The following is a 15,682-nucleotide window of genomic DNA, read 5'->3' on the forward strand; positions in this document are numbered from 1 at the left end:
CGCCAAGCGCCCCTCAGCCCGGAGGAAGCTCTCCGTTTGGACGGCGGCGGCTACCCACCCGCTCAACCCCGCCCCCGCGGCGCGCCTCAGGGAAATTTTTTTCTGGAAATTGCGGGATTACAGACAGAATTGGTACCTTCGCTGCGTTCTACTGATGTCGCGACACCATAGGCGGTCCGACTGAGATGCCCCGAGGTTAATGGGTTTTCCTCGCAGGTGACCAGTTGGGCCGCTTTTTTTTCGGCGGGATTGGGCCGCAGGCACGCGGATGATACCCGGTGCCGAAGGAAAGCGGTTGCGCGGAAATTCGATATACATCGAATCCCGCCGTGGATCAGATCTTGATGTCGATGATCGCCCGCTTGCGCTTGGATTCGATCCAGCGTTCGTATTGCGCGGAGGTCTTTTTCTTGCTGACCCGGTGCTCGACGAGCTCGCGGATTTTGTCATCGAGCGGCGGTGAGGGGCCGAGGTCGATCTTGATCGGTTTGACGAGGGTGAATCCCTGCGGGTCGAGCAGCGGTCCGGCGACCTTGCCGACAGGCGCGTCGAAAATGATGGCGGCGAACTCGGGCGATAAATCGGTGCGCGGGACGTTTTCCTGAAGGCCGCCGCCTTCCGCGAAAGCGTCTTTCGAGTAGCCCTTGGCAAGCTCGGTGAAGTCCTTGCCTTCCGCGAGTTGCCTGGCGACGTCCTCGCTCAGGGCGAGTTGGGTTTCCGGTGTGGCCAGCGGGTTTTGCGGGTCGGAGGCGGGGATGAAGATCTTCTGGAAGCTGATCACGTCCTTGCTCACGTCGCGGAGCGATGCGCGGATCTCGCCATATTCCTTTTCGATTTCGTTAGGGAGCGGCGGCGGCGCGTCGGAGAACTGTTGGGCGCGCATGGCTTGGACGACCATTTTCTCGCGGGTCATCTCACGGTATCCTTCCATTGTCAGGCGGCTGCGCTTGAGCTCTTCGCGGAATTTCAACTCGTCGCCGTTATAGAGCTCGCGCATCTGACGCTTGATTTCCTCGTCGATCAAGTTGGGCTTGATCGACGCTCCAAGTTGTTTGAACTCGTCGAGGATGATTTGGCGATCGACAAGTTCCTGGATAATGCTGGTTCTGGTCTCCTTGAACTTCGCCTCGAACTGCGCACCCCGGCGCGGAAACTGGGTGGCCAGTTGGGCGAAAACCGGGGCCAGCATGAAGGAAACCTGGTTCTTGGTGATGACCCGGCCGTTCACCTTGGCGGCGATGCCGTTCACCTCGACCGGACCGGAAGGACGTTGAGGCGCTGCCTGCTGCGCGGAAGTCACTGTAGCTGTGAAAATTGCGCCGGAAATCACCAGTGGTAGAGCGAGACGCGGATTCATGAGGATCGTGTGGGAAATTAAAAGTTTTGCAGCAGGGTCGCTGTTTCGGAGATCTTTCCTTGCGGACTTGCCGATTGCAAGCGGGGAAAACGGCGACCTTCGAGGAGGATGTAATCTCCATTGCGGTGGAGCATCAGCCGCTGGCCGCTGATTTCCACCGAGGCGATTCCCTCGGCGGCGGCGAGCGCCTTGATCCGGGTGATTTCCAGGAGCCGTGCTGCGGCCTCCGGAATCCGGCCGAAGCGATCGCGCCACGAGGCTTCCAGCGCGTCGATGGCTTTCAACGTGCCGGCTTCGGAAATCTCCCGGTAAGCGGTGATGCGGACCTTGGTTTCCTCCAGCCACGCCGCGGGCAAAAACGCGGGCAGCACGAGCTTCGGATCCTCGCGGGCGTAAGCGGTCTCGCTGAAGGCGATGAAGTCCGCCTTGAAACTCGTCTCGCCGCGCGGCGCGTCCTTGCGTCCTTTGAGCCGGTCCACCGACTGGCGGAGGAGCTGGCAATAGAGCTCGAAGCCGATCTGCGAGATGTGGCCGGATTGCTTGGTGCCGAGCAGGTTTCCCGCGCCGCGGATTTCCAGGTCCTTCATCGCGATTTTGAATCCGGAGCCGAGCGCGGTGTACTCCTTGATCGCGTTGATGCGCTTGCGGGCATCGCCCACGGTCATCATGTCGCGCGGCAGCAGCAGGATCGCGTAGGCCTTTTCACCCGCCCGGCCGACGCGGCCGCGGAGCTGGTAGAGATCGGCGAGGCCGAAGCGGTCGGCGCGGTCGATGAGGATGGTGTTGGCGTTCGGGATGTCGATGCCGGTCTCGATGATGGTGGTAGCTAACAAGACGTCCGCCTCGCCCTTGACGAAGGCGTGCATGACCACTTCCAGGTCGTCCTTGTCCATCTGCCCGTGGCCGATGAGCACCTTGGCCTCGGGCACCAGTTCGCGGATTTTCGCCGCCATCATGTCGATGGTCTTCACCCGGTTGTGCAGGAAAAACGTCTGCCCGCCGCGCTTCATCTCGCGCCGGATCGCATCGCGGATGATCCGTTCGTCGTAGGCACAGACGGTGGTGGAAACCGGCACCCGGTTCGGCGGCGGGGTGTCGATGGTGGACATGTCGCGCGCGCCCATCAGCGCCATGTAAAGCGTCCGCGGAATCGGCGTGGCGGAGAGTGTCAGCACATCCACCTGCCGGAAGAGCTGCTTGAATTTCTCCTTGTGCGCCACGCCGAAGCGCTGCTCTTCATCCACCACGACCAGCCCGAGATCCTTGAATTTCACGTCGCCGGAAACCAACCGGTGCGTGCCGATGACCAGGTCCACCGAGCCGTCTTCCAGGCCGGCGATGGTGTCTCTCACTTCGGACGCCGTGCGGAAGCGGTTGAGCAAGTCGATGCGGATCGGATAGTCCGACATCCGCTCGCGGAAGGTCCGCCAGTGTTGTTCTGCCAGAACCGTGGTCGGCACCAGAATGGCGACTTGTTTGCCGCTAGTGATCGCCTTGAACGCGCCGCGGATGGCGACTTCGGTTTTGCCGAACCCCACGTCGCCGCAGATCAACCGGTCCATCGGGCGCGGGGATTCGAGGTCGAGCTTCGTCTCGTCGATCGCGCGGCGCTGGTCGGTCGTCTCGGTGTAGTGGAACGAGCGCTCGAACTCCCACATCCAGCGCGAATCCGGCGGATGGGCGAAGCCGACTTCTCCCTGGCGCTCCGCCTGCACCCGCAGCAACTGCGCGGCGTAGTCCATGATCGACTTCTCCGCCGCCTTCCGCGCGGTCTTCCAGGCGGCTCCGCCAAGTTTGTTAAGTTCCGGCGTCTTGCCGCCGAGGCCCACGTATTTCCCGACCAAGTGTGCCTGCTCCAGCGGCACGCCGAGCTGCACGCCGTCGCGGTATTCCAAAACCAGTTCGTCCCCCTCGTCTCCCTGTTGGATGCCTTTGAACCGGCCGATGCCGTATTCGTAGTGCACCACCAGATCGCCCTCCTCCATCTCGTCGATGGTCGCGCGGGCGCGTGCGGCGCGGGCTTTTTCCAACAGCGAACGCCGCGGCCCGCCGGGCGTGCGGTAGCGGCCGAACAACTCGGACGAAGAAAGCACCGCCAGCTTGGAGATTGGCACGGTGAATCCCGCTAACAATTCTCCGCGGATTGGAATCAGCCCGAGATCGCGCTCCAGATCCTTGCCGGCGAGCTCCGCGAAACGTTCCTCCTCGCCCCGGTTGCCGAAGACCATCGCGATGTCCCAGCCGCCGCGTTTCCAGTCGTTGAGCTGGCGGAAAAAGTTCTCCCGCCGCGTTTCCTCCAATACGAAATCACCCGCCTCGAAGGTCCCCAGCGGGCTGCCGTAACAAGCCAGCGTGTCGTCCTCCTCGCTGTTAAATTCCGCCGCGCCTTCGAGAAGCCGCACGTCGGGTTTCTCGATCTCCGCGCCGAAGGAAATGATGAGATCCGTCTTCCGCCGATAGTCGGCGACGGTCGCCTCCGACGACGGCTCGGCGAGTAACAGATCCGACTCCAGCAGCTTTGCGGTCGAGGCCTGCGAATCCAGATCAAACTCGCGGATCGATTCCAGATCCGTGTCGAAAAACTCCAGCCGCAGCGGTTTCGCCGCCTGCCATGCGAAGAGATCGAGAATTCCGCCGCGCACCGCGAACTGGCCGCGGCCGGTGACGGTGGGGACGCGTTCGTAGCCGTGGTCGGTCAGAGTTTGCGCGAGCTGGACCGGGTCGAGCGCCGTGCCCGGCTTGAGCGGCGTGCGGCTCGCGCGGAGGGCTGCGGGGGAGGGGGCTTTGCCGGCAAACGCATCGCTGCCACAGATCACCGCGCAGCTTTCCGAGCGGGCGAGGATTTCCAACACCGAAAACCACTCCGCCGCAGACTCCGGATCGGCGATCGTGCCATCGCCCGTTTCCACCGGTCCGTCCGGCAGCACCAGCCCGGTCACACCCCACAGCTCCAGCTCGGACGCCAACCGCTCGCGGTGCCGCGGCATGTCGGAAACCAGCCACAGCCGCGTTTTTTTACGATCCTTCGCCGCTTGGGCGACGACTGCTGCTAGAAAGGCGTGGGAGGCCTCGGCGGACTGATCGAGCACGACCTCGCGGTCACCTTTGGCGAGAGGGGCCAGGCGCGCGGCAAATTCGGGCTGAGTCACGGCGCGCCGGAGCCAGCCGTGGGTGAAATCGTCCGTGTGGGACACGCGGGAGGCTTAACGTCGATTTTCCCCACCCGCAAGGGGGATCAGGAAATCTCGCGAAACGGATTGATCGCCCGCACTCGGCCGTAGTCCTGGCCGTGGCTGAAATCCTCGGTGATCAATTCCCGCGCTCCGCTCGTCTTCGCGGCGGCCAGGATCATTGTGTCCCAGAGCGAGAGTTGCCACCGCGCCTGAAGGGAAATGCCGAGGCGGAAGAGCGCGAGGGTAAGGTATGCAACCGTGCGGGGACTGTCCAATTTTGTCAAAAGCAGAAGCTGCTGGCTTCATCCTGCCCTGCCCTCGGTCGGATGGTTTTCGAGTTTGACGAGATCGTTTGATTTTCCCCCGGGTCCGCCTCAGTGGCGGTTGGCTGGGTCGGCATCATCCGGCAAAGCCGAGCTTCGGCGGATGGGCCAGACAAGATCCCCATGGGGAGTTTTGCCCACTGGGCGCTTCCACAAAATCGCGAAAGAATCCGCCACAAGTCCAGCCCCCGGTCGGCAAGTGACGACCATCAAAAACCCATCCCAAGTTATCAATAACGCCATCCGACAAATCCATCATATCCAAACCCCTTGTCTTCGCCCCCTCCCTTCATTCACCGGAAAAACCATCATGCGAATAAACCCGAAAACCGAAGTTGGATAAGGCATCGTTTGGCTACAGGCCATGTGGTAGAAGGGTTGTGTCGAATAACCGCACACCACACCCCTTCACCAAACGATGCAAAGTTCTTGTGCTTCACCTACAATCTGCTGAGCCTTTACCAACACGCCAGCGCCCCGGAGCAGCGCAAAGCAGGCTTCAAGCGCCCCGCCACGTTACGCGCGGCGGTTTTCATTGGCGGTGCGTTATTGGGGAATCGGAGCCGCACGCCCGTGCTTTACATCGCCCAAAGTTGGGGTGGTCTCGAAAAGCATAAACCGCTGCTGGACAACATTTCACAATGGCCAGGAGCAACTTCGCCGAAGTTGCCGCCCGAGCCACCTAGAGATGAGACAGCAGGCGGCGGACCCGAGCAAAAACACTGCGCCGCTTAGCCCAAAATCATCCAACTTCGGTTTTCGGGTTAATTCAAGCGTAAGCCAATTTTCCTTATGGTTCCGGGATAGGCCGTCCGAGGGACTGCGCTGTTTCGATCCACTCGGCGATGACGATCTGGGCGTTGGCGACCGCTTCCTCGTAGTTCGCTCCGTCGGTCATGCAGCCGGGGAGTTCCGGGACTTCCACGAGGAACGAATTGTCGGCCTTGCTCCAGTAGATGATGAGTTCGTAGCGCGTTTCAGCGGGTGCTCAACGATAGGAGTCCTTGCGATGGCGGACGCGAACAATTCTCACGATGCGGACTTCATCCGCGATTTCGTAGATGACGCGGTAGTTTCCGACGCGGATCCGCCAGTCGTTTTCAGAGCCAACGAGTTTGCAACATCCGGTGGGACGTGGCTCATTGGCGAGATCACGCATGGCGGTTGCCAGCTTCGGGCGCTCCTCGGCGGCGATCTTCTTGAGATCCTTCTCCGCCGAACGCTCGATTAGAACCTGGTACATGACTTACGCTCCAAGATCCGCCAGTGCATCATCCAGATTCCGGAAGGATTGGGGTTTCTTTCGCGCTTTCTTGAGCCAGGCGATATCATCAGCATCTTCCAACCGCTCAAGCATCTCTTGATAGACGTCGATCGGCAGAATGACCGATACGGCTTTTCCCTTGCGGGTGATGATTTCCGGTTCGGGCATTTTCGTTTTCATGGTGGAAGGATACGCGAATGGGGATTTTTGTAAAACTTGGAATGGTGGCGACAGGGGTGTCGCCACTCATTATGCAGGAACGTAAACCTCCGCTCCCCCTTCGGCGAACTCCTTGGATTTCTCCTCCATCCCTTTCGCCAGCGCTTCTTCCTCGGCGATGCCTTGCTCCGCGGCGTATTGCCGGACGTCTTCGCTGATTTTCATCGAGCAGAAGTGCGGGCCGCACATCGAGCAGAAGTGGGCGGTCTTGGCTCCGTCCTGGGGAAGGGTTTCGTCGTGATAGAGGCGGGCGGTGGCGGGGTCGAGGCCGAGGTTGAACTGGTCTTCCCAGCGGAATTCGAAGCGGGCCTTGCTGAGGGCGTTGTCGCGGTATTGGGCGCCGGGGTGGCCTTTGGCGAGGTCGGCGGCGTGGGCGGCGAGCTTGTAGGTGATGACCCCGACTTTGACGTCGTCCTTGTTCGGCAGGCCGAGGTGTTCCTTGGGAGTGACGTAGCAGAGCATGGCGCAGCCGTACCAGCCGATCATGGCGGCACCGATGCCGCTGGTGATGTGGTCGTAGCCGGGGGCGATGTCGGTGGTCAACGGCCCGAGGGTGTAGAAGGGCGCTTCGTGGCACCATTCGAGTTGCTTGGCCATGTTTTCCTCGATCATGTGCATGGGGACGTGGCCGGGGCCTTCGTTCATGACCTGGCAGCCTTTCGCCCAGGCTCTTGTGGTGAGTTCGCCCTGGACTTCCAACTCGCCGAACTGGGCCTTGTCGTTCGCATCGGCGATGGAGCCGGGGCGGAGTCCGTCGCCGATGGAGAAGCTGACATCGTAGGCGGCGCAGATGTCGCAGATTTCATCCCAGTGGGTGTAGAGGAAGTTTTCCTTGTGATGGGAGAGGCACCACTTGGCCATGATCGAGCCTCCGCGGCTGACGATGCCGGTCATGCGGCTGGCGGTCATCGGGACGAAGCGCAGCAGGACGCCGGCGTGGATGGTGAAGTAATCGACGCCTTGCTCGGCCTGCTCGATGAGGGTGTCCCGATAGATCTCCCAGGTGAGGTCCTCGGCCTTGCCGTTGACCTTTTCGAGCGCCTGATAGATCGGCACGGTGCCGATGGGGACGGGCGAGTTGCGGAGGATCCACTCGCGGGTGGCGTGGATGTTCTTGCCGGTGGAGAGGTCCATCACCGTGTCCGCGCCCCACTTGGTGGACCAGCGCATTTTCTCGACCTCTTCCTCGATGGACGAGGCGACGGCGGAGTTGCCGATGTTAGCGTTGATTTTGACGAGGAAGTTGCGGCCGATGATCATTGGTTCGCATTCCGGGTGGTTGACGTTGAGCGGGATGATGGCACGGCCGGCGGCGACCTCGTTTCTCACGAACTCAGGGGTGATTTCCTTGGGGATGCGCTGTGGGAAGCGTTGGAAGATGGAGGGGGTGTAAGGGCTGGTGGGATTCTGGGTCGAACCTTCGTGCTGTTTGTCGAGGTGGTTGCGGACGATGTCATCCTGCATGTCCGAGATCTTCGCGCGGCGCATGTTTTCGCGGATGGCAATGTATTCCATCTCGGCGGTGATGATGCCCTGCTCGGCGTAATATTTCTGGGTGACGGGCTTGCCGGTGGCGCGCAGCGGTTGGCGGCGGTCGGCGGTGAGGCCGGGAAACTCGATGAACTTGTTCGCACGTTCGGATTTCGAGGCGAACTCGACGTGTTTTTCCGTCAGGTAGCCGTTGTCCTGCGGCTGGACCTCGCGGCCGTCGTAGGCCTCGACGTCGCCGCGGGCGAGAATCCAATCGCGGCGGAGGGCGGGGAGACCTTCCTCGGAGGTGCCTTTGAAATCGGGATCGCCCCACGGGCCGGAGCAGTCATAGACGCGGACGGCTTCGTTTTTCTCGATGCGGCCGTTAAACGACTTGGTGTCGGAGAGGGAGATTTCGCGCATCGGCACCCGGATCTGTGGATGGAGCTGGCCTTGGACGTAAACGCGGGTGGAGGCGGGGAGCGGGGCGAGGGAGGCGTCGTGGGTCTCGGCGGCGCCGGTGTTTTCGTCGGTGTTTTCGTCGGTGGAGATCATTGGAGGAGTTGTTGGTTAGAAGGTGTTGGTTAAAGGTAAGAAAAAGGCCGTGCGGAACTTGCACGGCCGGGGAAGGGGAAACTGCGGGAGCTTTCGACTTCCTACGGCGGCATGACCCGCGTCAGGTTCGGAGGGTCTTTTCCGCGCGTTGGAAAATCTCGGCTCTGCGATCGAAGAGCACCCCTGTCGGCGGGCAGGATGTCGCGTCCGGCCGGGAAGTCAAGGAGCTGGCGTGTCGGCCTGCCGCGGCTTTTTCCGGAGCCATTTGATCGGGTGCCATGCGCCGCGAAATTTTTGTTAAGGAATTTCTTGATTCGTCCGCGGGAATCGCCAAGGGTCCGCCCGTGCACCGGGGCGTAGCTCAGCCTGGTAGAGCGCCGCGTTTGGGACGCGGATGTCGTCAGTTCGAATCTGGCCGCCCCGACCACTCCTTTTCAGGGAGTTGTGTCAGTTCCGGTGCACCGCTTGTGATGGGATATCACGGGCCTTGAAGGCAGGATGGCGACGGGATTCCAACGAGCCTCCCCAACATTCGCGAGAAATAACACGGGTCGTCGCCGCCTACCAATGCGTCAGCCGGATCGATCGTCCGAGCGGTGTTATCCAGGATCTGCCGGTGTCCGACTGAGACTTGCAGGCCGCGGCGAGTCGTCGGATGCACAATCAGCGCTGTCACACACGTATCCATCCAACAACGCGGATCGTCGTGCCGCGGAAATTTCCCAACCCTTCGAACCATGAAACACATCGTTGTCTTTTTCACCAGCCTCGTTCTGGCAGTGCAGGCCAAGCCACTGGATCTAGCAGGCGAGTGGCGCTTTGCGCTGAATCCGCAGGGAGTCGGAGTTCCAAGCGAGCTTCCCGACAAGATCCGGCTGCCGGGGGCGTTAGCGGCACAGGGCTTCGGCGAGCTGCCCTCGTTCCAGACGTCGTGGACTGGCGACGGTTGGCGCTACCCGGAGATGTTCAAGGAGTGGCAGGAGGCCGGTAATTTCAAATTTCCTTTTTTCCTGCAGCCGCCCCGGCACTTCGTCGGGCCGGCATGGTATCAGCGGGAAATCGACATCCCGGCGGACTGGAAGGACGGGGCCTTGCTGCATCTGGAGCGAGTCCATTGGCACAGCTCGGTGTGGATCGACGGCAAGGAGCGCGGCTCCGGCGACTCGCTCGGCACGCCGCACGAGTTTGATCTTGGAATCCTGACGCCCGGCAAACACACGCTCACGCTTCGCATCGACAACCGGATCGGCGAGGTGAATGTCGGCCCGTTGAGTCACAGCGTGACCGATCATACGCAGGGAAATTGGAACGGCGTCGTCGGGAAGATCGAACTGCGGCCGGTGCCGGTCCTGCGGCTTGAAAATGTGTGGGTAGAGCCTTCGTTTGCCGGGAAATCGGTGAAAGTGAGGGTGGCGTCCACCGGACAGGGCGGCGGAAAGGTGAGCGCGAAAATTCGCTATGCCGGCCCGCTTCGCGATGCGATGGAGACAGCGTCGGTGTCCGCGGAGTTGGTGGATGGAAGAGCGGAGTTGGTAATCCCGATGCAGCGCGATCCCCGGGCATGGAATGAATTTTCCCCGCACATCTATCAAGCCGCGGTCGTGCTGGAATCCAAGGCGGGCAAGGACACCCGGACCGAGTCGTTTGGCTTTCGTGATCCGGGCCACAAGAACGGACGATTGTCGATCAACGGCACTCTCATCTATCTTCGCGGCACCTTGGAATGCTGTATTTTCCCGCTGACCGGCTATCCGCCGACGGATGTTGATTCGTGGCGGCGGATCGTGAAGATCTGCAAGGCGCATGGACTGAACCACATCCGCTTCCATTCATGGTGCCCGCCGGAAGCGGCGTTCATCGCGGCGGACGAGCTCGGGTTTTACTATCAGGTGGAAGCGTGTTCCTGGGCCAATCAAGGCGCGGAGATCGGCAGTGGTCGTCCGCTCGACGGGTGGCTGGAGGCGGAAACCGGACGCATTCTCGCGGCTTACGGGAATCATCCGTCGTTCCTGCTGATGGCTTACGGCAATGAACCGAGCGGCCGGAATCACCCGCAGTGGCTGCAAGACTGGGTCGCGCGGCGAAGAGCGGAAGACCCACGGCGATTTTACACGACCGCCGCCGGTTGGCCGGTCAGGCCGGGCAGCGACTTTCACAGCTCGCCGGATCCCCGGATCCAGGCGTGGGGCGGGGGGATGAAGTCATTGATCAACCGCGAGGCCCCGCACACGGATTTCGACTGGTCGTCATTTGTGAAAAAGCACTCCGACGCGCCGGTGGTGTCGCATGAGATCGGCCAGTGGTGTGTCTATCCAAATTTCGCGGAGATTGAAAAATACACAGGCTATTTCAAGGCGCGGAACTTTGAGATTTTCCGCGAGACCGCGAAGCGCGCGGGATTGCTCGATCAAGCGCATGAATTTCTAATCGCATCGGGGAAACTGCAGTCGCTGGCTTACAAGCATGATATCGAGGCCGCCTTGCGCACGCCCGGCTTCGGCGGATTTCAATTACTGGACCTCCACGATTTCCCCGGCCAAGGCACCGCCCTGGTCGGCGTGCTCGACGCGTTCTGGGATGAAAAGGGCTACATCAGCCCGGAAGAATACCGGCGGTTTTGTGGTCCGGTCGTCCCGCTGGCCCGCTTGAAGAAAATGATTCTCACCACCGCGGAGGCACTCGATGCGGATTTGGAAATCGCTCAATTCGGGCCGCAGGATTTGGTGGACGTGAGTCCGAATTGGCGGCTTGCAACTGCGGACGGAGTGCTTGTGGGGCAGGGCACGCTGGCATCAAGGAATCTGCCGACCGGGGATTTGCACCCGCTGGGTGCGATCCACGTGTCGCTGGCGAAAGTCGCAGCACCCGCCAAGCTCACGCTGACGGTCGGAGCGGAAGGGCAGGTGTTTTCCAATTCATGGGATATTTTCGTCTATCCGGAAAGTGCGTCGGCGAAGCCCGCCGGAATCCTTGTTACCCGCGAGATCGAGTCGGCGAAGGACGCTCTGGCAGAAGGCGGGCGGGTGCTGTGGATGCCGCCTGCCGGGCAAGTCTGCAACGACTCAACCCGGCCTCTGACCGCTGGGTTTTCCCCGATTTTCTGGAACACCGCATGGACGAAATGGCAACCGCCGCACACGCTGGGAATCCTCTGCGATCCGAAACACCCGGCATTTTCCTCATTTCCCACGGACTTTCACAGCAACTGGCAATGGTGGGAAATCCAACAAAACGCGCAGCCCTTCATCCTCACTGGACTGCGCGACGTGAAGCCGCTGGTGCAGGTGATCGACGACTGGTTCACCAATCGCAAGCTCGGTTACATCTTCGAGGTCCGCGTGGGGCCGGGGAAGCTGCTCGCATGCAGCGGCGACCTCTCCACCGATTTGGAAAATCGCCCTGTCGCCAGACAACTGCTCTCCTCCTTACTCGACTACATGGAGGGAGGAAAATTTGCCCCCGCGGTGTCCATGCAGCCATCGGAAATCGACGCGCTGGTCCAGGCCGGTCGGTGATCTTTCGGACAAGTGCCTCTTGAAACATCGTTTTTCTCTCTCCATGGTCCGCCGCGTGATCCCAAATGTCCTCGCCGAACGCTACGCCTCGCCCGCCCTTCAAGCCATCTGGTCCGCTGAGGGCCGGATCGTTTTAGAACGTGAATTCTGGATCGCCGTGATGAAGGCCCAGCGCGATCTGGGCCTCGACGTCCCGGCGGAAGCGATCGCTGCCTACGAATCCGTCAAAGACAGCGTCGATCCAGCGTCGATCATGGCGCGGGAAAAAATCACCCGCCACGACGTGAAGGCGCGCATCGAGGAGTTCAACGACCTCGCTGGCCACGAGCAGGTCCACAAAGGCATGACCTCGCGCGACCTCACGGAAAACGTCGAGCAGCTCCAGGTTTACCGCTCGCTCCTGATCATCCGCGACAAGACCGTCGCCACGTTGCGCCGTTTCCGCGAGCGTTCCGAGCAGTGGAGCGAGCTCATCCTCACCGCCCGCACCCACAACGTCGCCGCGCAACCGACCACCCTCGGCAAGCGCATCGCCATGTTCGGCGAGGAACTCCTCAGCAGCCTGCAAGCGCTCGACGCTGTCATCGCTAGCTATTCCGTCCGCGGCCTCAAGGGCGCCGTCGGCACCCAGATGGACCAGCTTTCCTTGTTTGAGGGCGATGCCGGGAAAGTCGCCGATCTCGAAAAGCGCGTGGTCGCCCACCTCGGAATGCCCGCCGTCTGGACCAACGTCGGCCAGGTCTATCCGCGCTCGCTGGATTTCCGCGTGGTCGCCGCGCTCACGGACCTTTGCTCCGGGCCGTCGTCCTTCTGCAAGACCCTGCGCCTGATGGCTGGAAACGAGACTGCCAGCGAGGGTTTCGCGCCCGGCCAGACCGGTTCCAGCGCGATGCCGCACAAGATGAACTCCCGCTCCTGCGAGCGCGTCAACGGCTTCCACGTCATTCTCAAGGGCTACCTCGCGATGGCTGCCGGGCTCGCTGGCGACCAGTGGAACGAGGGCGACGTCTCCTGCTCCGTTGTCCGTCGCATCATGCTGCCGGACTCGTTCTACACCATCGACGGGATGTTCGAAACCTTCCTCACCGTGCTCGACCAGATGGATGCGTATGAAGCCGTCATCGACGCGGAAACCGCCCACTATCTGCCTTTCCTGATGACCACCACGATCATGATGGAAGCGGTGAAAGCCGGCGTCGGCCGCGAGACCGCGCACCACGCGATCAAGGAGCACGCCGTCGCCACCGTGAATGATCTGCGCGCCGGAACCATCGACCGCAACAACCTCGTTGAGCGTCTCGCCGGCGACTCCCGCCTCGGGCTTTCCCGCGATTTCCTCGACGCCATTCTCGCTAAGGGCGACCAGGAATCCGGTGCTGCGAAATCCCAGATCGCAGCCTTCGCCGCCGCAGTTAGGAAATTGGAGGCCACCAGTCCGCAAGCCGCCGCTTACGGTCCCGGTTCGATTTTGTGAGCCTGCGGGAGGCGGCCTATCGGCGCCGTGGCGCCAGCAAGCCGTATTTCGGGCTGAAGAGATAGGCCGCGATGAATAACAGCCCGAGCACGATCACGATCGCCGGACCCGGCGCGATCCCGAATTTCCCTGACAACAGCACGGCGACCACCGAGCCGATCCCGCCGATCAGGCCGCCGCCCCAGAACAGCGCGGAGGTCCGGTCGGTGAGCAGCGAAACCGTCGCCGCCGGGGTGACCAGCAAGCCCACGGAAAGCACGCAGCCCACGGCTTGCAACGACGAGACCAGGGCGAGGACCAGCAGCGTAAAGACGAGATACTGCATCGAGCGGACCGGCACGCCCTGCGCCGCCGCCACGTTCGGCTCGAACAAGGTGAGCAGGATCGGGCGCATCAGCAGGTTGGTGATGAGCAGCGTGAACGCGCCGATGCCGTAGGCGATCCAGATGTCCGCGTTTCCGACGGCGATGATGTCGCCGAAGAGCCAGTGTTCCAGCTCCTGGCGGGTGTCGAGCTTGGGCAGCAGCGCGATCCCGGCGGCGAAGGCGGCGGTGTAAAGCACGGCCAGCGCGGTGCCTTGTTCCACCCGGTTGCCGCGGGCGACGGCCACCGAGCCGAGCCCGACTAACAACGCGGCGAACATCGCCCCGAAAAACGCGTTCCACTGGCTCAGCGCGCCAGTCAGGAAAATCCCCAGCGCAATGCCGGGCAGCATCGTGTGCGACAGCGCGGAGACGGAGAGCGCGTTGCGGCGCAGCACGACGAAGCCGCTGAAGAAGCCGTTGGCAAAGCCGATGAAGCCCGCGGTGGCGAGCGCGCGCTGATAGAACGGGTTGGTGAGCAGTTCAAAGTCCATGGGTCATGCGCGGGCGGCCGGTTCGTGGAAGGTGCGCTCGATCAGCTCGGGAGTGAGGATTTCCGCCACCGGGCCGAATGCCAGCGGTTGCGTCGCCAACACCAGCGCCTCGTCGAAAAGCCGCGGCACTGTGTTGAGATCGTGATGCGAGGCGATGACCAGCCGTCCTTCGTGGGCGAGCTTGGCTAACAAATCGCCGAGCAGCTGCGAGGCGTTGCGGTCCAGGCCGGTGAACGGCTCGTCGAGCAAAAGCACGTGCGCCTCCTGCGCCAACGCGCGGGCGAGGAAGGCCCGCTGCTGCTGCCCGCCGGAGAGCTCGCGGATCTGGCGGTTTTGCAAATCCAGCAGCGCCAGCGACTCCAGCGCGCGGTCCACGGCGGCGGTGTCGGCGGGCGAGAATTTTCGCCACCAGCCGGTCTGCGGGTAGCGGCCCATTTCCACCAGCCCGCGCACGGTGATGGGGAACGACCAGTCCACTTCCTCGCGCTGCGGCAGATAGGCGAACTCGCGCGACCATTTTTTCACCGCCGTGCCGCGCCAGCGGATCGTCCCGCTGTCACGCGGAACCAGTCCGGCGATGGCCTTGAGCAGCGTGCTCTTGCCCGCGCCGTTAGGTCCGATCAAGGCCACGCGGTTGCCGCAGGACGTCGCGAGCGAGACGTTTTCCAAAGCCAGCACCCGGCGGTAACAGACCGTCAGGTTTTCGATCACCAGCTCGTGATGATGCCCGTGGTGGGCGCAGCAATCGTGATGGATCTCGCTCATTCGGCAGCGGGGAAGGGGAGTTCCAGGAAATCATCGATGTCGCCACCGGCATCGAAGACGTGGGTGAAAGTGGCTTGTCCGGGAGCTTCCAGCGTGAGCTTCGCGAAACGATGCTCGCCTGGTGCGGCGGCGTTTTTCCAACGGACGACCAGGCCGACGCGCGGGTTTCGCGGGTCGAGCTCAAGCGTGCCGGAGATGGTCGCTGAATCCGCCGGCGGCCGGATGAGTTTTCCGGTGTCGATTTCCACCACGGCGGCCGGGGCTGATAGCAGGAGGCGGAAAGGCACCTGTTTTCCGTGAAGCGCGGGCGTCCCGGTCGCCGGAACGGGCGGCGGGGTGACGGACTTACGGGTGGCGGTCACCCGCGCCAAGCCCGCGCCCGCCGCCGCGAGAGCGAGGGCGAGGAGGATGAACCGGATGAGAGGCGAACCGCGCATGCCAGGAAGGTGGTATGACAAGCGGCGAATTGCAAGAGACTTGCAGATGCTTGTGAGCACCAGAACCCGCGCTGCGCTGGAGTGAGGAAAGCAGAGTCACTTGGGGTTGCGCTCGCAAGCGCATCGTGGTGGCGGATTGTATCCGCCAAGCTCATCATGGAAGAGGATTTTTTTTCGTTAAAATGTTAAAATCGATTGGTGCTGGTTGATCGGGCGATGTTCCGACATCGCCTGTTTGAACAAACGTTTCAAATCAACCAACACCATGAGTAAA

At 62.0% G+C, this 15,682-nt stretch carries 12 protein-coding genes, 1 tRNA gene and 1 riboswitch; of the genes, 3 read left to right on the forward strand and 10 right to left on the reverse strand.

Going from position 1 to position 15,682, the window contains the following annotated elements:
- Positions 1–334 precede the first annotated feature (334 nt).
- From AC4DF4_RS14120 to thiC, 7 genes are all read right to left on the reverse strand, one after another.
- The gene (locus tag AC4DF4_RS14120) at positions 335–1,357 is read right to left on the reverse strand and encodes a SurA N-terminal domain-containing protein (RefSeq protein ID WP_490048753.1); all 1,023 of its coding nucleotides are present in this window, start codon (positions 1,355–1,357) and stop codon (positions 335–337) included.
- A 17-nt stretch (positions 1,358–1,374) separates the two neighbouring features.
- Complete coding sequence (mfd, locus tag AC4DF4_RS14125) at positions 1,375–4,551, reverse strand: transcription-repair coupling factor (RefSeq protein ID WP_490048754.1); 3,177 nt, start codon at positions 4,549–4,551, stop codon at positions 1,375–1,377.
- A gap of 41 nt (positions 4,552–4,592) precedes the next feature.
- Positions 4,593–4,805, reverse strand: coding sequence for a hypothetical protein (locus tag AC4DF4_RS14130; protein ID WP_490048755.1), 213 nt, complete (start codon positions 4,803–4,805; stop codon positions 4,593–4,595).
- A gap of 838 nt (positions 4,806–5,643) precedes the next feature.
- Positions 5,644–5,814, reverse strand: a complete 171-nt coding sequence (locus tag AC4DF4_RS14135) for a type II toxin-antitoxin system HicB family antitoxin (RefSeq protein ID WP_490048764.1) — start codon at positions 5,812–5,814, stop codon at positions 5,644–5,646.
- Between the two features lie 27 nt (positions 5,815–5,841).
- Positions 5,842–6,096 carry a type II toxin-antitoxin system RelE family toxin gene (locus AC4DF4_RS14140; RefSeq protein WP_490048756.1) on the reverse strand — a complete coding sequence of 85 codons (255 nt, stop codon included), beginning with the start codon at positions 6,094–6,096 and terminating at the stop codon, positions 5,842–5,844.
- Between the two features lie 3 nt (positions 6,097–6,099).
- Positions 6,100–6,297, reverse strand: a complete 198-nt coding sequence (locus AC4DF4_RS14145) for a type II toxin-antitoxin system Phd/YefM family antitoxin (protein ID WP_490048757.1) — start codon at positions 6,295–6,297, stop codon at positions 6,100–6,102.
- 69 nt (positions 6,298–6,366) lie between these two features.
- Positions 6,367–8,361 (reverse strand): phosphomethylpyrimidine synthase ThiC, encoded by a 1,995-nt coding sequence (gene thiC, locus AC4DF4_RS14150; RefSeq protein ID WP_490048758.1) that lies wholly within the window; start codon positions 8,359–8,361, stop codon positions 6,367–6,369.
- A gap of 81 nt (positions 8,362–8,442) precedes the next feature.
- A riboswitch (TPP riboswitch) is annotated at positions 8,443–8,556 on the reverse strand.
- A gap of 155 nt (positions 8,557–8,711) precedes the next feature.
- Between thiC and AC4DF4_RS14155 the strand changes: the two genes are divergently transcribed.
- The 3 genes from AC4DF4_RS14155 to purB all read left to right on the forward strand — a co-directional run bounded on the left by AC4DF4_RS14155 (position 8,712) and on the right by purB (position 13,350).
- A tRNA-Pro gene (locus AC4DF4_RS14155) sits at positions 8,712–8,788 on the forward strand.
- A 310-nt stretch (positions 8,789–9,098) separates the two neighbouring features.
- Positions 9,099–11,876 (forward strand): DUF8487 domain-containing protein, encoded by a 2,778-nt coding sequence (locus AC4DF4_RS14160; protein ID WP_490048759.1) that lies wholly within the window; start codon positions 9,099–9,101, stop codon positions 11,874–11,876.
- A 43-nt stretch (positions 11,877–11,919) separates the two neighbouring features.
- Complete coding sequence (purB, locus tag AC4DF4_RS14165; RefSeq protein ID WP_490048760.1) at positions 11,920–13,350, forward strand: adenylosuccinate lyase; 1,431 nt, start codon at positions 11,920–11,922, stop codon at positions 13,348–13,350.
- 16 nt (positions 13,351–13,366) lie between these two features.
- Here the strand turns inward: purB and AC4DF4_RS14170 are convergent, their stop codons facing one another.
- The 3 genes from AC4DF4_RS14170 to AC4DF4_RS14180 are packed head-to-tail and all read right to left on the reverse strand — an operon-like array spanning position 13,367 to position 15,408.
- Positions 13,367–14,206, reverse strand: coding sequence for a metal ABC transporter permease (locus AC4DF4_RS14170; RefSeq protein ID WP_490048761.1), 840 nt, complete (start codon positions 14,204–14,206; stop codon positions 13,367–13,369).
- Positions 14,207–14,209: 3 nt separating this feature from the next.
- Positions 14,210–14,971 carry a metal ABC transporter ATP-binding protein gene (locus tag AC4DF4_RS14175; protein ID WP_490048762.1) on the reverse strand — a complete coding sequence of 254 codons (762 nt, stop codon included), beginning with the start codon at positions 14,969–14,971 and terminating at the stop codon, positions 14,210–14,212.
- Entirely contained in the window at positions 14,968–15,408 is a 441-nt protein-coding gene (locus AC4DF4_RS14180; protein ID WP_490048763.1) for a hypothetical protein, read from the reverse strand. Before AC4DF4_RS14180 ends, AC4DF4_RS14175 begins: the two co-directional genes overlap by 4 nt.
- Positions 15,409–15,682: the final 274 nt, after the last annotated feature.

It is taken from the genome of Luteolibacter sp. (assembly GCF_058122085.1).